This is a genomic window from Myxococcales bacterium (assembly GCA_016712525.1).
Lineage (GTDB): Bacteria > Myxococcota_A > Polyangia > Polyangiales > Polyangiaceae > JAAFHV01.
The window spans coordinates 2,054,076-2,071,458 of sequence record JADJQX010000001.1 but is presented as its reverse complement, the minus strand read 5'-3'; the positions used below and the strand labels follow the sequence as shown (position 1 = coordinate 2,071,458).

Sequence of the window (17,383 nt, the reverse complement as noted above, 5' to 3'; positions counted from 1 at the left end):
CGTCCTTCGCAAGCTCGGCAAAGGCTCTCGCGCCGTCGCTGGGCGTCTTGTTCGCGCACCGCGGAAAGGCTCCGTGGTCGTGATCGAGTTCCCCGACGGGATGCACGAGTACGTGACCACCCCGGTGAAGCGCGTCCTTCGCATGGCGGGCCGCGAGGTCTTCTACATCGAGACCATCAACAGCCGGTACCGCCTCGAGGTTCGCAACCGCGAAGACTCCGTGGCGGAAAACACGGGCTGAAGCTCGGGCGGCATCTGCGGAGCGGTCGCGAAGGCGCCGGCGCCACGAAGGGACGGCGACGTGAACGCGGCTACCGACGTGGGCTTCAGTCCTCGCGGAGCTTGCGAAGGGCTTCGTCGCTCGGGCCGACGCGGAGCGTCTGACGGGCGGGCTCGACGGCGTCGGGGCGAGTGGCGACGCGTACGCCCGATTTGCTGACCCCCGTGGATCGCGGGGATGCGAAGCCGACCTCGAGCATGCCCGGGCCCACGTCGTGGGCCTCGACGCGACCATTCCACTCGGGACGAGCGGCGGCAGCGTGACGCAGATCCTCGGGGCTCACGAGGAAGCGGAGCGGCGGGAAGAGCTCGACGTCGCAGCCATCGATGCGACGCTCGAAGAACGTCACCATGGCGCTCCCGGGCTCTCGGCTCGACACCTCCATGCGGACCTCGCCGTCGACCCACTCGGCGGAGCCCGAGGCGAGGAACGCGAAGAGCCGGAGGAGCGCGTCGGCCGTCTCCCCGGTGCGAGAGACGTAGGAGAGGCGGGCACCGAGCGCAAAACAAGCATCGCGGGACTCGAGCGCGACCGCGATATCGGCGCGAGCGAGGTCGAGGCACGAGGCAAGGTGCACGAACGGACCCATTCGATTCAGCCTAAACCTACAAGCATGCTGCAATCAACGGAAAAGGCCAAGCATTTTCGATAGAACGACCGGTTCGGCCGCCAGCGGAGATGCTCTTTCGGCAAAACTCACATCACCAAAAGGCACGAAAGGGCACGAGGTCTTGACAAGCGAGGGCCTTTGGTCTTAGGTGCTCTTCCCTTTTGCAAGGCGTTGTGCGTCTCGCCCTCGCCAGCTTCCAAAATCGCAGAACAGGAACGACGATGGGCAAGTTCGACCGCCGCAACTCGATGAAGATGAAGCGCCGTAAGGCCCAGGCCAAGAAGAAGGCTCGCGAGGCTCGTCGCCGCGCGCCCGAGGTCAAGAAGGGCGCCGCCGCCAAGAAGCCCGCGAAGAAGGCCGCTGCCAAGTAAGGCAGAGCCCCTTCGGTTCCTCACGAGCGAGTCCTCTCTTGGGCTCGCTCGTGTTCATTTTGTCGCCCGGAGGTCGGCTCCTCGGCCTCGTCGCGGAGGGGTCAGCCGAGGTAGGCGGGTAGCCTCGACGTGAGGAAGTGGACCGTGTTCGGCTCGTTGGGCAGCGACGGGAGGCCGTGCCCACGCTCTCCGCGAGGACCAAGCCCCATCGACGACGGCCACGACGGGGTCTCGCCGGGCCGGAGGGCGACGAGGCCGCTCTGAAGCACCCCGATGACGTGCGTGTGCCCGGCCACACGAGCACCGAGCCGCGACGCGAGCGCCGCCGCAAAGGTGTGCCCCGACGGGCCCCCGAAGGCCTCGCAGGTCCGAAGCCACACGAGCGGCTCGTGCCCCTCTTCGCGCGCCGCGGCGAGCCTGTCACGCACGCGATCGAGGGGCACGCGGAGCTCGGGCGAAGAGAGGCGCGACGTGTCGAGCGCGTCCTTCGCGACCCACACTTTGCCGAAGGTGCCGTGGCCCCAATACTGAATCTCGCGGATGGGCTCCGCGCCGCCGTGGGACGCGAGGAACGAGAGCGCCTCGGCCCACGAGCGGACGCCCATGGACGCGTCGACGAGGCCACGGGCACGGTAGAGGCGAGCCCCGACCGACCACGCCGTGGAGAGGCCCACCCCGGGGCCCTTCGGGCGGCAGGTGGTGTCGAACACGAGGAGCCGCAGGCCGCCGGAGGTGCTCACGCCTAAAACGGTGCGGAGGCGCGGGCCCTCGGTCAAGTCATGGGTCGTCGATCGTGCTCTCGTGCCCACCCGCCGAGCCCGATTGGCCCAAGCGAATGGTGTCGAACTTGGACTTCCGCGGCGCCTGCTGGGGGGCATCTTGCGGAGCCTCGGGCTTCTCGCCGAAGAGCCCCACGTCGCCCTCGGCGCGGTCCTCGCTCACGAGGTACCAGCCGTTGCGAATGTCTTTGAAGGTCTGCTTGATGGTGGTGACCCGGAGGTCCCCGTCGTCGACCGGCTGCCACGCGATGCGGACCATCGCGACGGCCTCGGACTCGTCCTTCTCGAAGCGAACGCCGACGAGCTCCGAGTCGACCACACGCACACGCGAGCCCCACACCTTGCGATGACCGAAGAACGCCGGTCGCCCCTGCGGAGCCACGTGCTCGCTCGCGAGCTCCATGCGCCCGAAGCGCGCGTTCAAGTTCACCTCGGTGGCCGCCTCCTGCATGCGGGCCGGGCGAGACTGGCCGGCGCAGCCGATCGCGAGGAGGACGAGGCCCGAGAGCAAGGTCGTACGCATGAGGGCACCCTACGGAGACGCGCGCAAAAAACACAAATTCTCGGCGCGTTTTTCCTCGCAGCGCCGCTGTAGGTACCTTCCCTACTTTCAGTACGGGACGGCGGCGACGAAGTAGATCTTGTCGATGCCCTCGCTCGCGAGCCCCCGCGCGTACCCGAGGCGGAACGTCATCGACAGGCCGTAGCCGAGGAACGTCTCGAGCCAGAGCTCGCCGCCCGTGCCCGACTTGTACTTGGCCTCGCCGAACACGTCGAACGCGGCGCCGTAGTCGAAGAAGACCGCGCCCGTGAGCCGGTTCCAAAAGATGGGGAGCGTGGACGAGCCACGATCGAAGTTCACGATCGGGAACCGGTACTCGGCGTTCGCCAACGTGAAGTGCTGCCCGCCCTGGAACCCGGCCGGGTACCCACGCAGCACGATGCCGCCCTGCACGAGCGTCTGCGCGATGCTGTCGACCACGGGCGTGTCGACGAAACCACCGACGAAATAGGCAGATTTTCCTGGGTAGGAGCCGCCGCTCGTGCCCGCGCCGAAGCGGAGCGCGAGCGAGTGGTGCGAGAGCCACGGCATGGTGAAGTACTGCGCGACCGAAGCGTTGGCCGTGACGCCCGAGAACTCGCTGCCGAGGGCCGGCGTGGCGAAGCTCAGGTTCGCTTGGAACGACTGCCCACGCTCGGGCCCGACGCTCTGAAGGTACCGCTCGGCGTTCGTGTACGAGTAGGCGAGCGCGGCGACGCCCGCGAGGCCGTTTCGAAGGCGCGTGGGCGTCTCGTACGGGTCGTAGCGAATGTCGGACGTGGGGAGCTTCGTGCCGAAGCTCTGGAGCGAGTACGAAGCCGCGAACGACTGCGTGTCGTAGAGCCGCGACTTCGAATAGCTGATGCCGGTCGCGAGGCCGACGGCCTCTTGGATCGCCGTGAGCTTCTGCGAGCCCACCTGGAAAGGGCGCGGGGCGATGTTGCGGAACGCCGTGACCGACGTGTCGAAGCGCTGACCGAAGTACGCGTACGAGAGGCTGCCTTGGACCTCGGGGCGCTCGAGCTCCTGCGTGAGCGTGGCGGCCACGCCATGGAGGCCGGAGATGTCGTTCGCGGCCACCGAGGCGCTCACCACCTGGCCAAAATTGCCGGGCGCGGTGCTGAGGGAGTACCGGCGCGGGCGAAGCGTGCGGAGCGGCGAGTAGGGCTTCGCCTCGTACCTGCCTTGCAGCACGGGGTGCGTGGGCGAGGGCCGCGTGTCGACGTACGGGACGGGCTCGAGGAACCGCTGGGCGTCGAGCTTCATCGCGAAGAGGTCGAAGCCGTCCTTCGTGTAGCCGATGTAGGCGAGGGTTTTCCCGTCGGGCGACACCTCCGGGTAGAACGCGCCCGTGAGCACGTTCGTGACCTGGAGGGTCTTCCCGGTGTCGAGCGAGTGCGCGTACACGTTCGGGACGCCCGTGCGATCCGAGTGGTAGTAGAGCGTGCGCCCGTCGGGAGAGAACGAGCAGCCGCCATCCTGCGCGCGATCGTGCGTGATCTCGCGCACGGTGCCCGAAGCCACGTCGACGAGCCAAATGTCGCGGTATCCGCCCTTCGACCAGTGGCTCAGGGCGACGTATTTTCCGTCGGGCGAGAAGCGCGGCGTGAAGCTCTGTTCGTACGGCGCGTTGTGGACGAGCTCGCGCACGTTCGACACGCCGTCGGGGCCGATGTCGGCGACCTGGGCGTAGCGCGTCCCGTGGTGGTTCGTCACGAAGGCGACGCGCCGGCCATCGGGGGACACCGTCGGATCGATGGCGCGGAAGCCCTCGGTGAGGCGCACGGGCACGCCGTCGAGCGCCGAGGGGCTCTTCTCGCCGCGGCCCACGCGGTAGAGGTCGTTGTACGTGAAGAGGTTCGAGAAGACGGCCGGCGAGTTGTAGACGAGCGAGCCATCGGGCTCGAAGGCCGCGTAGGCGTCTCCCGCGGTGCGGACGAGCAGCTCCGTCTCGGGGGCCTTCGCGGAGACCTTGGGCGCGCCGTCGGGGCCGCGCTCGAGATCGACCGCCCAGAGGCCCGGCCGTGTGTGCGCGTCCTCGCGGTAGTAGACGAGACCACCCTCGTGGTCGGGGTACGCGTTCTTCGGGATCCAGCGCGGATAACGTGCGTTTTGCCCGTGGAACGTGAGGCGCACACCTTCTCGTACCCCGCGCACCATCACCTCGTCGCGCGTGGCCTTCGCGCGCCGACGCATCTCCTCGCGGAAGCCGTCGTAGAGCTCGTCCCACGTCTTGCCCGTGACCCGGCGCACGGTGCGCGAGAGGCCCCAGGGGATGGGCTGGCGACCGTACTCCTCGGAGATGCGGCGGATGGTGTCCTCGCCGTACGTCTTCGCGAGCCACTCGACGAAGAACGAGCCGTAGAGGTACCAGATGTTCCCCTGCGGCCAGCGCCTCACGTAGTTCGAGAACTGATCGATCGTCGCGAAGCTCTGCTCGAGGACGTCGGTCCTCATGTACATGTTCCAGAGGCTGGAACGCAGCCTTCCACCGCTCGTGCGCGTGGTCTCGAAGTAGACGGCGAACCCCTCGGTGATGAAGCGCGGCTGCACCTGGTTCGGCGCGAGCGTCTTGCCGATGATGCGGTTCACGAGCGTCGGGAGGCCCGTCATGTTGTCGAGGTGGAGCACGTGGGTGTGCTCGTGCGTGACGAGCGCGAGCAGCCAGTCGTCGACGTCACCCAAGGGGGAGAGGTCGTCGGGGGCGGTCACGTTCAGGCGGATCGCGTTGAACGGGAGCGCGGTCGCCGAGCCGTTGGCGCCGTCGGTCGTGTCGGTGAGCGAGATCTCGGTTTTGTCCTCGGGATCCCAGCCCATGGTGGGGCTCAGCGTGCCGTGCGCGGCCTCCGCGAGATCGGCCACGTGCTTCGCCACGTCCTCGAGGCCGCGGTAGTAGGTGATCCGAAAGTGCTTCGACTCGATCGTCTGGTAGTCGAGCTCCGGGTCGAAGGCCGCGCGGGCGGGGGCCTCGAGCGCGACGAGCGCGCCGAGCGACAGACCCGCGACGACGAGAGGCCGAAGAAAGCGCACCGGAAGGCCGCGAAGCATACGTTCGGGCGGGAGGATTTGCCGAACATTCGAGGGCAAAAAACGGCCCCGGTCGCCTCGCCCCTCGAGCGACGGAGCCTCTCGCGCGCGATGCGCCGTCAGGTGCCACGGACGAGGCACGCGGCTCGAGGGTCGCCCGAGGGCACCCAGAGTCGCTCGTGGTAATCCGGCGTGAGGCGCGTCGCCTCGGGCGCGTACGTCGCGCACTCCTCGAGAAATCCAGGCAGATCGATGCCCGGCAAGAGGTGCACGCCGCGCTCGAGCGGGGCGAAGAAGGCGTCGTGGTGCGTGGGGACGACGAGCCCGGGGCGCAGGTGGTCGACGAGGCGCTTCACGTAAGCGCGCGTGGAGCGCCTCCCCGCGAGGCACGCGAGCAGGACGTCGGCCGAGATCCCGCGGAGCTCGGCGTCGACGAGGTCGGCGCTGCCGTTGTGATAGATGCGGAGATCACCGACGCGGAGCAGCACACCGAAGGCGCCTCCCATCTTGTAGGCCCACACGGGGCGAGGCAGCCGAGACACGCGCTCGACCGTGCCGGGAAAGGGCACGCGGTGGAGCACCACCTTTCCGTGCGCGCTCGGCACGAGGCGGATCTCCACGTCGCCGACGGTGACCACACCTCCGCGGCTCCCCATGGCGACGAGCTTGTCCTTCGGGAGGCCCTCGGCCTCGCCCCACGCGCACGTGCTCTCCGAGCCCACGAGCACGGCGCCGGTTCGTTTGGCGATGCGCGGCGCGTCCGCGACGTGGTCGTAGTGCGAGTGCCCGCAGACGATGGCGTCCACGACGCTCGGGAAAGCCGAAGCGATGGCGCGCTCGTCCGGCTCGTGGCCGAAGAGGAGGCCCGGCAGGCCCAACCGCGTGACGTACGGATCGACGAGCACGGTCGTCGTCGCGGTTCGGACCACGAAGCTCGCGGTGCCGAGCCACGTGAGCGACACACCCGGCCCACTTTCGTCACCAAATACCCGAAACCGCTTATCTTTTTGCCATTTCGGGAAGACTCGTTCGTACAGCGTCACGAAGCTCGCCTCTCTCTTGCGTGCGGCTTGTGCCCCCGAGGGCGCCCATCTTTGCTACCGAGCGTAGCGTGACGCCGAAGACCGTGTACGGGCATCGTGGTGCGCCGGCAGAGCTCCCGGAAAATACGCTGGAGGGGTTCGCTCGTGCCCTCGAGGTGGGGGCCGACGCGATCGAGACCGACGTGCACCTCACGTCCTGCGGCACCATCGTGGTCTTCCACGACGCGACGGCCACGCGCACGGCCGGGCACGACGCGAAGGTGGCGGAGTGCACGCTCGCCGAGGTTCGCACGTGGGACGTCGGCAGGAGGCACCCGAAGGCCCGCGCGCCGTTCCGCGTGCCTACGCTGCACGAGGCGCTCACCGCCTTCCCCGAAGCCTTCTTCAACGTCGATCTCAAGCCCTCGAGCGACGAGCTCGTGCGCCGGGCGGTCGCGTTGGTTCGAGAGCTCGGGGCCGAAGAGCGGGTGCGCCTCACGAGCTTTCATGCGCGCAACGTGCGGGCCGCCCGGAGGCTCGGCTACGCGACCACCGGCCTCGGCGCGACCGAGGTGCTCTCGCTGGTGGCGCTCCCGGAGCTTTTGCTCGAGCGCCTCGGGCCGCACGGTCGCGCCGCACAAATTCCAGTGAGCCAGGGCCCCGTGAGGCTCGACGGCGCGCGCTTCATCGACAAGTGCCACTCCCTCGGGATCCGTGTCGACTACTGGACGATCGACGACCCTCGCGAAGCGGCGCGTCTCTTCGCCCTCGGCGCCGACGGGATCGTCACGAACGATCCCCGCAGCATCGTGCCCGTCGCGAAGGCCTACGCCGCGCCGTGAGCCGAGCGCCACACGGGGCCCGGTGAGCCTTCATTTCGTGCCGACGAGGAAGTAGAGCGTGGTCGCCGAGAGGCCGATGAGCCCGAGCGCGACCAAGATCACGAGCACGTCGACGGCCCCGAGCCCGCGGCCCCGACGAGGCTCCGGAGGGGCGTCGGGCGACGAGGACGAGGGGGCGCGCGGCGCCGGCGGCATCGACGACACGGGCATCGCCGAAGGGGGCGTCGCGATCGACGACGGGGGGAGCGCAGACGGAGGCGGACCGCTCGAGGGATCGAGGCTCGGCGCGGGCCTCGATCCGGGCATGCTGGCGGGACCCGAAGCGACGAGCGCGAGCCTCGCGACGCTCGACGGGAGCGCGGACGAAGGAGGAGGCGGGGGCGGCGGCTCGTCGGGAGGGATCACGTCGTCGACGGAGGCCTCGAGGCCGGCGAGCACCACCTCGGCGGGCTCTTCCATGACGAGCAGCGTGCGCCCGACCTGAACGGTCCGGCCCGAGTGCAGCCGCGTCTCGGTGTGAGGCGGGAGCTTCTTCGAGCCGAGGAACGTGCCGTTCTTGGACCCGAGGTCCATGACCCACGTTTGGGTTCCACGCCGAACGAACACCGAGTGCTCACGCGAGCAGTCGGGATCCGCGAGAGGCAGATCGCAGCCCTCGCCTCGCCCGGCCACGTAGGGGCGCCCCTCGCGGGCGAGGCGGAGCACGGCGCCGTCGTCGGGCCCACCGTGGACCGTGAGACGCGCGCTCGTGTCTCCGCCCCCCGCCAAGAGCATGTCGTTCACCATGCGGAGGGCGATATCCCGAGTGGTTCCGGCCACATCGCGCGTGACAGGGGCCGCACCGACACGCACCTCGACCCACACGCGCCCGAGCCTCAGGCGATCGCCCGTGCGGAGCGTGCGGGGCACGTGCGGGGTGAGGCGCGCGTCCCCCACGAACGTGCCGTTGGTGCTCCCCTCGTCGACGAGCACGTACTCGGCGCCGTTCGTGCGGATCGACGCGTGCCGCAAGGAGACGCTCGCATCGGGGAGCACGAGATCGCACGAGCCCCCACGCCCGATCGCGACCCGTGTCCCGTCGAAGGTGACGCACGCGTCGAGGCCATCGGGGACGGTGGCGTCGGCCGAGGCGGCCTTCGGGAAAACGACGAGGGTGACGGGCATCGATGGCTCAGACGATCGTCGGGCGAAGCTCGGCGGCCTTCTTCTCGACCCACTCGATCACGCGCACGGCCACGTCCTCGCCGCGATGGCGAGAGAGCTCCTGGATGCCCGTGGGCGAGGTGACGTTCACCTCGGTGAGTCGCCCGCCGATCATGTCGAGCCCGACGAACACGAGGCCGTCCTCGCGGAGGCGCGGGGCGATGTCGGCGATCACGGCCCGCTCCTCGGGCGTCACGTCGCAGGGCTCGACGCGCCCACCGACGTGAATGTTCGACCGAAGATCGTCGGGCAACGGGACGCGGTTGATCGCGCCGAGGACCTCGCCGTCGAGGAGGAGGATACGCTTGTCGCCTTCGACGACCTTCGGGAGGTACTCCTGCACCATGACGAGCGCGCGCCCCTCGCGCGTGAGAAGCTCGAGGATGCTCTTGGTGTTCTTGTCGCCCGTCTGGATCATGAGCACGCCCGCGCCGCCGGCGCCGTAGAGCGGCTTCACCACGGCCTTGCCGCCGAAGTCGTTCATGGCCTCGATGACGAGCTCCGGGTGGGCCGTGACGAGCGTGCGCGGCATGTGGCGCGAGAAATGGAGCGGATAGAGCTTCTCGTTCGCGTCGCGGAGCCCACGAGGATCGTTCATGATCACCGTGCGGTTCCGGGCGCGCTCGAGGAGGAGGGTCGCGTAGAGGTACGCGTCGTCGAAGGGCGGGTCTTTTCGCACGAAGACCGCCTCGACGTCGGCCAGGCGGACCCGCTGCGAGGGCCCATAGCGGAACACGGGGGTCGTGTCCGACACGTGGACCTCGCGCACCTGGGCGAAGACCTCACCCTCCCGGACGAAGAGATCGCGGAGCTCGCAGTGGAGCGAGACGTGCCCGCGCCCCTGGGCCGCGCGCTGGAACGCAAACGTCGTATCCTTGTCGGGGAGGACCTTGTCCATCGGGTCCATCAGGTAAATGAAGCGCATGGCACCTTTTTCCTCGCGGTTCTCGGTCCGGACCTTAGCAGGGTTTTCCCGTCGTACGGCGCCCCTCGCACCGGCGGCCGCTGCCGTCGTCTTGCTCTCTCTCCCGTTCGTCCACGACGTGGGCGCCGCCGAGCCCCCGAGCGCCGAGGGCAAGGTCGCGGCCGCCGCGACGGACAACGCCGACGCCACACGAGCCGCGATGGAGATCATGGCCCAGGGCGGGAGCGCGGCCGACGGCGCGATCGCCGCGGCGCTCGTCTTGGGCGTCACGAGCCCCACCGGCAGCGGGATCGGCGGCGGGGGGTTCGCTCTCGTGTATTCCGCACACGACAAGACGACGACCGTGGCCGACTTCCGCGAGACCGCGCCGCGCGGGTTCGAGCCCGAGGTGTTCGCGAAGAAACGAGAGTCACGCGGAGTCCTCGTCGGCGTGCCCGGAGAGCCCGCGGGGCTCGAGTGGCTCTCGCGCAAGCTCGGCCGAAAGACCCTCGCCGAGGACGCAGCGAGCGCCGTGTCGCTCGCGCGGAGGGGCTTCTACGTGAGCCACCACACGGCGTCGGCGATCGGGCATTTCGGAGAGAAGATCGGGCGGTCGCCGGCCCTCTCGAGGGATCTCATACCCAACGGAAATCCCTTGGGTTTTGGCGTACGAGCCACCCGCCCCGATCTGGCGCGGACGCTCGAACGCTTCGGCGTCGAGGGCAAACGTGCGCTCTACGAGGGCGCGATCGCGCAGAGGATCGTCGAGGCCGCGAAGGCCCAGGGCGGAGCTCTCGACGCGAAGGACCTCGCGGACTACGCGGTGCGGGAGCGGAAGCCCCTCACGAAGACCTTCGGCACACGCACGGTGATCACGATGCCCGCGCCGTCGGCAGGGGGGCTCATGCTCCTCGAGACGCTCGGCATGCTCGGCGCCGACGCCTCTTCGCCCACCGCGAAGCTCGGCTACGGCTCGAGCGCGTACCTCCACACGGTCGCCGAGGCCATGCGCTTCTCGCTCGCCGATCGTGTGCGTGTCGTCGGAGACCCCGACCTCGACCCCGACGTCCCCACCAAGGTCGACGCCCTGCTCTCCGACGCTCGCCTCGCGGCCGCAAAAGCCCGCATTTCCCCGGACAAAACCACGAAAATGGCAAGCCTCGTGTCTCGGGAGCAGGGCACGAGCCACATCGTCGTCGTCGACGGCGACGGCAACGTGGTCTCGCTCACGACGACCATCAACTCCCCCTTCGGAGCGGCCATCGTCGCCGACGGCACGGGCGTCTTGTTGAACGACGAGCTCGACGACTTCAGCCTCCCCGCGGACGTCGGACCTCTCGCGCCGCCGGGACCGCTCCCGAACCGCCCGAGAGCCCTCGCGCGCCCGGTGTCGTCGATGGCCCCCACGATCGTGCTCGAAGACGGCGTCCCCGTGCTCGCTCTCGGCGGCTCGGGTGGGCAGCGCATCGCCACCGAGGTCACTCAGGCGGCACTCTGCCGGCTCGTGTTCGCGCGCGATCCGAGCGCGTGTGTGTCTCTCCCGCGCATGCACGTGGCCATGTCGGGGGAGCTCTTCGTCGAGCGTGACGTGCCCGAGGACGTGCGGGAAGGCCTAAAAAAGCGGGGCGAGCCGGTCAAAGACGAGCTCCCCGTCGCGCCCGCCGTTCAGATGATCTCCGTCTCGGACGCACGAGATCCGGCTCGGCGCACGCTGCGCGCCGCGGCGGACCCACGCAAGGGCGGGCTTGCGTCGGCGCGGTGAGGGCGCCTCGGGCCCGGATCACTCGTCCGTGCGGAAGTCGACGAGCTCGGCGCTCTCCATCGGGTCGAGATCGGTCGCGAAGGCGTAGCCGACGCCGTCTCGCTGGGTCACCGCGACCGAGTGGCCGTCGGCTTGCCCCACACGCACCTCGGCCGTGCCCACCGTGCGCGGCGAGAGGCCGTCGTCGTCGATGCGGACCTTCTGCGGGTCGTAGATGAACACGGTCACCCGGCGGGGCTGCGCGCCATCACCGACCTGATACTGGAGCATGGCCGCGTGCGTGCGCTGGACGCTGAAGAGCCTGCCGCCCACGAATTTCGCCTGCGGGCTCTTGAACGAGGGAGCGCGGACCGGCACGCCGACGTAGCGCTCGAGCGCGCGCATGTCCTTCGCGTTGGTGCGCTCGGGGGGGAGCGGGCTCGAGTGCTCGGCCAAGAGGTCCGAGATGGCGTCGTTGCTGCCGAAGCCCGCCTTGGCCGCGCCGCCCACACCACGGGGGCCAGGGCCTTGCGAGAGCGTGCCCCACGCGAACACGAGGGCGGCGGCCGCGGCGAGCGGTACGAGCGAGCGGTACGAGAACCCCGAGCGGCGAACCGTTTTTCCAGGGCGGGGCGCGAGGACGAGCACGTCGGCGTCTTGCGCGGGGGCGCTCACCGGTGCCTCGCTGGCGGGGGCCTCGTCGTCGGCTTCGAGCTCTTCGGAGATCGCGCGGAGGCGCTCGTCCTCGGCCATCATGGCCGCCATCATGCGCGCCTTGAAGTCGTCGCTCTTCGGGGCCGCGGCGGCGGACACGGCCTTCTTGAGAGAAGCGCGCACGGCACGATCGAGCTCGATCCGCTCACGACAAGCCTCGCAAGAGGCCACGTGCTCTTCGACGTCGAGGGTCTTTACGGCGTCGAGCTGACCGTCCAAAAAGATGCCCAGGAGCCGGGCGTTCTCACGACACGAGGTGCTCATGCGATCCCCACGATCCTACCTTTTGAGGTCCCTGCCGACATCACGCGGCCCCCTTGCGGCGGCGGTACTCGGCGAGATCCCGAGGCTTGTTCTCGACCTCCGACTCGGCCTTCACGATGCCGAGGGAGAGCGCGTGCTCGTAGAGCGAGCGTTGGAGGAGCTTTCGACCGCGGTGAAGGCGGCTCATCACGGTGCCCATCGGGCAGCCCATGATCTGGGAAATTTCCTCGTAGGTGAGGTCTTCGACGTCGGCGAGGACGACGGCGAGCTTGAACTCGTCGGGGAGCTCGTCGAGCGCCCGCTGAACCTCGGCGGCCACGAGGGGCGTCAACGCGAGGTGCTCCGGGTCCCGGAGCTGGCGCATCGTCGAAGCGCTCACCCAACCGTCGGCGAGCGGGTCGGCGTCGGGCCCGTCGAGCACGGAGCGCTCGAGGCCGCCTCGCCTGTACTTGTTGATGAAGGTGTTCGTCAGGATGCGGCAGAGCCAGGCCTTCATGTTGGTGCCGGCCTGGAACTGCTCCCGCGCGCGCATCGCCTTCACGAGCGTGTCTTGGACGAGGTCCTCCGCTTCGGTCGGGTTGCGTGTGAGCCGGCACGCGACGGCATGGAGCGCGTCGAGATGAGAGACGGCGTCTTCGACGAAGGGGTCCTTCTGCATGATGCTCGGTTTCGCTCGGAACGGGACCATCGTACGCGCCGCCTTTCATGGGCGAAACCCCCGACGTTCGGCGGGTATTCCCCGAAGATGCGCACGACGCGGGCGGGCGGAAGGCAGCGGCGCAAATAACGCGAACCCCGTCATTTCATGGAGTTACGGCCAACGTCGGTCGTGTCCGAGCACAAAAAGCTGAACGCACGCCCAGATCCAGAGCGTGCGTTCCGACGGCGAAAACAAGGCGCCCACCCGGGTGGCAGGTGAGCGCGGTGAGTTCAGCCCTTGCCGTTCTTCAGCTTCGCCTCGAGCTCGTCGACGCGGGTCGCCAACCTGCGGACCTCTTGCTGGAGCTCGTGCCAAGGGACGACGCTCTTGATGCGGTCGTCCATCTTGTGCTGCCACTCCTCGAACGTCATCTTCGCCTGGTCGACGAGGCCCGGCTTCGCCTGCGCGGCGGGCGTGGGCGCCGGAGCGGGCGGCGGCGGCGGGGGCGGTGCCTCTTCTTTGGCCTCGACGACGCCATCGGCCTTGCCGCCGGGGATGAGGCGACCGATGGGCCCCTCGCGGAGGTCCGAGAGGACCTTCTCGGTGCGCTGGTGGATGAGCTCCTTCAGCGTCTGGAGAGGAACGGTGCGGCTGTTCGCCTTCTTTTCCTCGTAGATGATTTGCGCGAGCGTAACTTCGGTCAGATCGTCTTTCGTGTTGTTGTCGATGATCTGAACTTCTTCGCCGCCTCGCACCATCTCGGCGATTTGGAGCAGCGTGACATAGCGGCTGTCCTTCGTGTCATAGAGCTTGCGGTTCGAGTACCGCTTGATGACGCGACGCGGCCTCTCTGCCTCCACTGCTTCCGTTTTCGTCGTTTCCATTCTCGCCTCCACCCTTCCTTACCCAGAATACAACCACGCTAACGCGAAGAGTCAGGTTCTTTCGACATGGGTGCTCGCATCTCGCTTGACGCGGTCTCCGCCGGGTACGGAAAAGAAGTAACTCTACGTGGAGTTACGTGCGCGATGCAGCGCGGCGAAACATGGGCCGTTTGTGGTCCGAACGGGTCCGGGAAATCGACGATGCTTCGCGTCATGGCGGGCCTCCTCCGACCGACGTCGGGCGCCGTGACCTTGTGCGGCGTGAAGCTCGACCGCCTCCGCCGGCCGGAGGTGGCCACGCGGCTCGCGCTGGTCCCTCAGGACGTGGAGGTGGTGTTCGACTTCACGGCGCGCGAGGTCGTAGCGATGGGGCGCACGCCCTACGGATCGCCGTGGAGGGCTCCGACGGACGAAGACCGCCGCATCGTCGACGAAGAGCTCGAACGCTTCGACCTCACGAGGCTCGCCGACAAACCCGCGATGGAGCTCTCCGGGGGGGAACGAAAGCGCGTGGCCCTCGCGCGGGCCTTCGCTCAACGCACGGACGTGCTCCTCCTCGACGAGCCCACGGCGTCGCTCGACGCCAAAGCCGAGGCGAGCTTCTTCCGCGTGCTCGGCGAGGCCACACGAGAGCGAGGCACCACGGTCGTCCTGGTGCTGCACGACTTCGCGGGAGCCGCGCGCGCCGCGACCCACGCGATGCTGATGCGCGGAGGCGCCGTCATGGCCTCCGGTGCGGCCGACGAAGTGCTCACCGCGGCGCGCCTCGGGGAGGTCTTCGACGTCACCCTCGAGCGGCGCGAGGTGCTCGTCGTAGCGTAGCGCTCACGATCAGAGCACGTCCTTCACGAGGCGATCGAGGTCCTCGTCGCTCGTGACGCCGGTGCGGATCGCCGCGACTTTTCCCTCGCGCGAGATGAGGACGAGCGTCGGGATGTTCTGCACGTCGAAGGCCGCGGAGGCCGCGTTGTCGACGTCGTGCAGGATGGTGAAGCTGAGGCCCTTCTTGCGCACCCAGGGGACGACCCCTTCGGTGTCTCCGCGAGAGTTCACGTTGATGCCGAGCACGACGAGCCCGCGCTCCTTGTGGCGACGGTACACGCGGTCGATGACGGGCGCCTCGGCTTGGCAGGGGCCGCACCAGGTGGCCCAGTAGTCGAGCAGCACCGGGCTTCCTTTGAGGGAAGAGAGGGCGACCTCGGTCCCCTGCATGGCCTTCACCTCTTCGCCGTTCGTGAGCACGGGGAGCGCGAACGACGGCGCCTCTTTGCCCACGTGCGCGGCGTGATTCGAGCGGAAGACGCGGGGCAGCCCGAAGAACCCGAAGAGGAGGCCCACGACGACCACCGCGACGCTGACCGCGTAGAACGGGCCGTCGCTCGGGCTCTCGGCGTTGCCCTTCTTGGCCACGGGCTGCGTGGCCTTGTCCGTCGGTTCTTCGCTCATCGTCCCTTTGGTGTACCACGCGGGCCCGCCTGCGACGAAACGGTAGCCCGCGCGAACGGTCCCGCGCCGTGTCAGATGCCCCAGAAGGGCATCTCGTGCACGACGGGCTTCTCGCCCACGGCGAGGTGCACCTCGAGCTTGTCGCCGCGCGCGCGCACGACGGGCTCGGGGAACGAGTCGGCCATGTAGAAGAGCGACTTGTCGAAGCCTTGGGCCGTGAAGAAGAAGAGGTGGAGCCCCCGCTTGCCGAACGCCACGAAGAGCAAGATGCGGTTCTGCGCGAGCGAGAGCACGTCGATCCACGAGAGCTCGAGCTCCTCGAAGCGCTCGGGCGAGGGGAAATCTCCGAGGTCTTTCAGCTCGGGCACGTGCGCCTTCAAGTATTTGTAGAGCACGTCGTACCGCACCTTCGAGAGGCGCGGGAACTTCCGCTCGCCCTCGAAGATCGGGGCCATCGCCTCGGGGCTCGTGCGCGGCACCTCGACGTGCGCGCGGTAGCGATCGGCGAGCGTCGTCCGCGGGGTCTCGCCATTCCCGGGGGCGTCGGCGAGGGCCTTGAGCCACCAGTGGAACACGGGCAGGTCCCCCGTGCCGAGGCGCGACTCGAGCGTCACGAGGCTCTCCCACAAGGGGCTCCGTACGGCGAACGTGCCGCCGTGGTTCTTCACGATGCACGCGCCGACGTACGCGGCGCCGTGGACCACCACGTTGAAGAGCGTGCTCTCGGCGGTCCCCTCGGCGCCCTCGCTCGCCCACGCGTCGCGGCGCTCGGCCGAGATGGCGGCCGAGAGGCGGTGCACGCTCGCGTCGGTGAAGTCGAGCTCCCCGAGCGCCGCGGCGCCCTCTCCGACGAGCTTCGGGAAGAGCACGGCAAACCGGCTCGCGGCGTCCCCCAAGTGGGCGTAAATGGCCGGATTCTTTGCAGGATTTGCGTCCACCGTGCGGACGGCGGCGAGGTCGCTGCGCGCGCCCTCGGGGTAGAGCGGCAAGAAGAACCGGCGAAAGAGCGTATCGGCGTCCACGACTCGCTCCTTAGCCCGCGAAGCACGAAGGTGCACGCCTATCGCTCGGGCTCACGCACCGGGGCGGCGAATGGTAGAGATGAGGGATCGATGCTGACCGCGGACGTACGCTTCGAAGGCTGGACACACGAGTCGTGGACGCGCTTCCTCGCGCTGTGGAAGCCGAGCGCGCCGCCCGAGCGCGAGGTCGATCGCCCCAAGGGAGGCCTCTTTCTCGTGCACGACAAGGGCGTCGTCGTGAAGGCGATCCACTCGGTGCGAGGGCGCCTCCCGCCGGGCGAGCCCTACCCCGCCGCGGGCCCCGAGAGGGCGGCGCTGCTCCCGCGGTTGGCCGAACGAAACGAGGCCTCGTGGGTGTTCTGCGCCGAGCGGAACGCCCTCGAAGAGGTCATGGAGCGCTTCGGCGCCCGCATCCGCCGAACGGACGATCTCACCGCGCAGACGCTGATCCTCGTCTCGATCATCCAGCAAATGACGGCCGAAGGGCTCCTCGATCGGTGGCCGAGGCGACTCCACGGGGTTCCCCCGCCCACCCCGAACGTCGTGCAGCGCTCGATCGACGCCGTCTGCCCCTCGGGAAAATGTGTCGTCCTGGGACTCTTCGAAGAAGGCGAGCTCTACACGGCCGCGATCCTCCGGAGGAAGGGCCCCGGGTTCGACGTGCTCGCCGGCCCCCAAGACGTGCTCGCGCACACGGGTCACCTCTCGGGTGATTGGCGCCGCGACTCCTTGTATCTTACACGCACCGTGACCGAGACCTACGGAGAGCTCGGCCTCGGCGTGTTCGCGGAGCACGACACGTTCAAGCGCCTCCAGCGCGAGGCCAAGCCCGGCGACTGGGGCAAGGCGATCGCCGTTCGTGACGTCTCCGTGTCGCCGATGCCTCCGGCGATCGCGCTCGCGCTCGGCGTCGACGGGGCGAGGCTCGCCGCCGAAAAGCTCGGTAAACTACCCGCGATCCAGCGATTTCAGCCCTTCTTCTCGCTCGTGCGGGACACCCTCGAGGACGCGGCGGGCGACTCGGACGTGTCGCAGATGCTCGGGTTCAACCCGCTCGAGGCGCTGCGCACGTTGCTCGCGCGCTGAATCGTCG

Annotated in this window: 18 protein-coding genes; 6 read left to right on the top strand and 12 right to left on the bottom strand. The window is 68.8% G+C overall.

Annotation, left to right across the window (positions count from 1 at the left end):
• The first annotated feature begins 79 nt into the window (after positions 1 to 79).
• Positions 80 to 241 carry a hypothetical protein gene (locus IPK71_08800; protein ID MBK8213836.1) on the top strand — a complete coding sequence of 54 codons (162 nt, stop codon included), beginning with the start codon at positions 80 to 82 and terminating at the stop codon, positions 239 to 241.
• 85 nt (positions 242 to 326) lie between these two features.
• On the opposite strand, the gene IPK71_08795 is transcribed toward IPK71_08800, so the two are convergent.
• Positions 327 to 869, bottom strand: coding sequence for a hypothetical protein (locus IPK71_08795; protein MBK8213835.1), 543 nt, complete (start codon positions 867 to 869; stop codon positions 327 to 329).
• 242 nt (positions 870 to 1,111) lie between these two features.
• On the opposite strand from IPK71_08795, the gene IPK71_08790 reads away from it, so the two are divergent.
• The gene (locus IPK71_08790) at positions 1,112 to 1,261 is read left to right on the top strand and encodes a hypothetical protein (protein MBK8213834.1); all 150 of its coding nucleotides are present in this window, start codon (positions 1,112 to 1,114) and stop codon (positions 1,259 to 1,261) included.
• Positions 1,262 to 1,362: 101 nt separating this feature from the next.
• Here IPK71_08790 and IPK71_08785 read toward each other — a convergent pair whose 3' ends face one another.
• The 4 genes from IPK71_08785 to IPK71_08770 form a co-directional block, all read right to left on the bottom strand.
• Entirely contained in the window at positions 1,363 to 2,001 is a 639-nt protein-coding gene (locus IPK71_08785; GenBank protein ID MBK8213833.1) for a hypothetical protein, read from the bottom strand.
• A gap of 37 nt (positions 2,002 to 2,038) precedes the next feature.
• Positions 2,039 to 2,563, bottom strand: a complete 525-nt coding sequence (locus IPK71_08780; GenBank protein ID MBK8213832.1) for a hypothetical protein — start codon at positions 2,561 to 2,563, stop codon at positions 2,039 to 2,041.
• 87 nt (positions 2,564 to 2,650) lie between these two features.
• Positions 2,651 to 5,611 (bottom strand): PD40 domain-containing protein, encoded by a 2,961-nt coding sequence (locus IPK71_08775; protein MBK8213831.1) that lies wholly within the window; start codon positions 5,609 to 5,611, stop codon positions 2,651 to 2,653.
• Between the two features lie 116 nt (positions 5,612 to 5,727).
• Positions 5,728 to 6,570, bottom strand: a complete 843-nt coding sequence (locus IPK71_08770) for an MBL fold metallo-hydrolase (GenBank protein MBK8213830.1) — start codon at positions 6,568 to 6,570, stop codon at positions 5,728 to 5,730.
• A 149-nt stretch (positions 6,571 to 6,719) separates the two neighbouring features.
• Between IPK71_08770 and IPK71_08765 the strand changes: the two genes are divergently transcribed.
• Complete coding sequence (locus IPK71_08765; protein ID MBK8213829.1) at positions 6,720 to 7,472, top strand: glycerophosphodiester phosphodiesterase; 753 nt, start codon at positions 6,720 to 6,722, stop codon at positions 7,470 to 7,472.
• Positions 7,473 to 7,502: 30 nt separating this feature from the next.
• Here the strand turns inward: IPK71_08765 and IPK71_08760 are convergent, their stop codons facing one another.
• Complete coding sequence (locus tag IPK71_08760) at positions 7,503 to 8,636, bottom strand: FHA domain-containing protein (protein ID MBK8213828.1); 1,134 nt, start codon at positions 8,634 to 8,636, stop codon at positions 7,503 to 7,505.
• Positions 8,637 to 8,643: 7 nt separating this feature from the next.
• On the bottom strand, positions 8,644 to 9,600 hold the full coding sequence (gene gshB / locus IPK71_08755; protein ID MBK8213827.1) for a glutathione synthase: 957 nt from the start codon (positions 9,598 to 9,600) through the stop codon (positions 8,644 to 8,646).
• On the opposite strand from gshB, the gene IPK71_08750 reads away from it, so the two are divergent.
• Positions 9,599 to 11,341: a gamma-glutamyltransferase gene (locus tag IPK71_08750; GenBank protein MBK8213826.1), complete on the top strand. Its 1,743-nt coding sequence runs from the start codon at positions 9,599 to 9,601 to the stop codon at positions 11,339 to 11,341. The two genes, gshB and IPK71_08750, sit on opposite strands and share 2 nt — an antisense overlap.
• Positions 11,342 to 11,359: 18 nt before the next feature.
• On the opposite strand, the gene IPK71_08745 is transcribed toward IPK71_08750, so the two are convergent.
• From IPK71_08745 to IPK71_08735, 3 genes are all read right to left on the bottom strand, one after another.
• Entirely contained in the window at positions 11,360 to 12,298 is a 939-nt protein-coding gene (locus IPK71_08745) for a zf-HC2 domain-containing protein (protein MBK8213825.1), read from the bottom strand.
• 40 nt (positions 12,299 to 12,338) lie between these two features.
• On the bottom strand, positions 12,339 to 12,986 hold the full coding sequence (locus IPK71_08740; GenBank protein MBK8213824.1) for a sigma-70 family RNA polymerase sigma factor: 648 nt from the start codon (positions 12,984 to 12,986) through the stop codon (positions 12,339 to 12,341).
• Between the two features lie 242 nt (positions 12,987 to 13,228).
• A complete protein-coding gene (locus tag IPK71_08735) occupies positions 13,229 to 13,822 on the bottom strand; it encodes a polyhydroxyalkanoate synthesis regulator DNA-binding domain-containing protein (GenBank protein ID MBK8213823.1) in 594 nt (197 codons plus the stop codon).
• A gap of 144 nt (positions 13,823 to 13,966) precedes the next feature.
• On the opposite strand from IPK71_08735, the gene IPK71_08730 reads away from it, so the two are divergent.
• Positions 13,967 to 14,644, top strand: coding sequence for an ABC transporter ATP-binding protein (locus IPK71_08730; protein ID MBK8213822.1), 678 nt, complete (start codon positions 13,967 to 13,969; stop codon positions 14,642 to 14,644).
• A gap of 9 nt (positions 14,645 to 14,653) precedes the next feature.
• On the opposite strand, the gene IPK71_08725 is transcribed toward IPK71_08730, so the two are convergent.
• Positions 14,654 to 15,268, bottom strand: coding sequence for a TlpA family protein disulfide reductase (locus tag IPK71_08725; protein ID MBK8213821.1), 615 nt, complete (start codon positions 15,266 to 15,268; stop codon positions 14,654 to 14,656).
• A gap of 71 nt (positions 15,269 to 15,339) precedes the next feature.
• Positions 15,340 to 16,290 carry a hypothetical protein gene (locus IPK71_08720; GenBank protein MBK8213820.1) on the bottom strand — a complete coding sequence of 317 codons (951 nt, stop codon included), beginning with the start codon at positions 16,288 to 16,290 and terminating at the stop codon, positions 15,340 to 15,342.
• 90 nt (positions 16,291 to 16,380) lie between these two features.
• Here IPK71_08720 and IPK71_08715 point away from each other — a divergent pair, with 90 nt between their 5' ends.
• On the top strand, positions 16,381 to 17,376 hold the full coding sequence (locus IPK71_08715) for a hypothetical protein (GenBank protein MBK8213819.1): 996 nt from the start codon (positions 16,381 to 16,383) through the stop codon (positions 17,374 to 17,376).
• Positions 17,377 to 17,383: the final 7 nt, after the last annotated feature.

What these genes read in the sequence shown, in the direction of transcription:
- IPK71_08725 (MBK8213821.1), bottom strand. Translation starts at nt 15,268, where the DNA reads ATGAGCGAAGAACCGACGGACAAGGCCACGCAGCCCGTGGCCAAGAAG.
- IPK71_08760 (MBK8213828.1), bottom strand. Translation starts at nt 8,636, where the DNA reads ATGCCCGTCACCCTCGTCGTTTTCCCGAAGGCCGCCTCGGCCGACGCC.
- IPK71_08740 (MBK8213824.1), bottom strand. Translation starts at nt 12,986, where the DNA reads ATGGTCCCGTTCCGAGCGAAACCGAGCATCATGCAGAAGGACCCCTTC.
- gshB (MBK8213827.1), bottom strand. Translation starts at nt 9,600, where the DNA reads ATGCGCTTCATTTACCTGATGGACCCGATGGACAAGGTCCTCCCCGAC.
- IPK71_08795 (MBK8213835.1), bottom strand. Translation starts at nt 869, where the DNA reads ATGGGTCCGTTCGTGCACCTTGCCTCGTGCCTCGACCTCGCTCGCGCC.
- IPK71_08735 (MBK8213823.1), bottom strand. Translation starts at nt 13,822, where the DNA reads ATGGAAACGACGAAAACGGAAGCAGTGGAGGCAGAGAGGCCGCGTCGC.
- IPK71_08750 (MBK8213826.1), top strand. Translation starts at nt 9,599, where the DNA reads ATGGCACCTTTTTCCTCGCGGTTCTCGGTCCGGACCTTAGCAGGGTTT.
- IPK71_08730 (MBK8213822.1), top strand. Translation starts at nt 13,967, where the DNA reads ATGCAGCGCGGCGAAACATGGGCCGTTTGTGGTCCGAACGGGTCCGGG.
- IPK71_08745 (MBK8213825.1), bottom strand. Translation starts at nt 12,298, where the DNA reads ATGAGCACCTCGTGTCGTGAGAACGCCCGGCTCCTGGGCATCTTTTTG.
- IPK71_08790 (MBK8213834.1), top strand. Translation starts at nt 1,112, where the DNA reads ATGGGCAAGTTCGACCGCCGCAACTCGATGAAGATGAAGCGCCGTAAG.
- IPK71_08780 (MBK8213832.1), bottom strand. Translation starts at nt 2,563, where the DNA reads ATGCGTACGACCTTGCTCTCGGGCCTCGTCCTCCTCGCGATCGGCTGC.
- IPK71_08715 (MBK8213819.1), top strand. Translation starts at nt 16,381, where the DNA reads ATGCTGACCGCGGACGTACGCTTCGAAGGCTGGACACACGAGTCGTGG.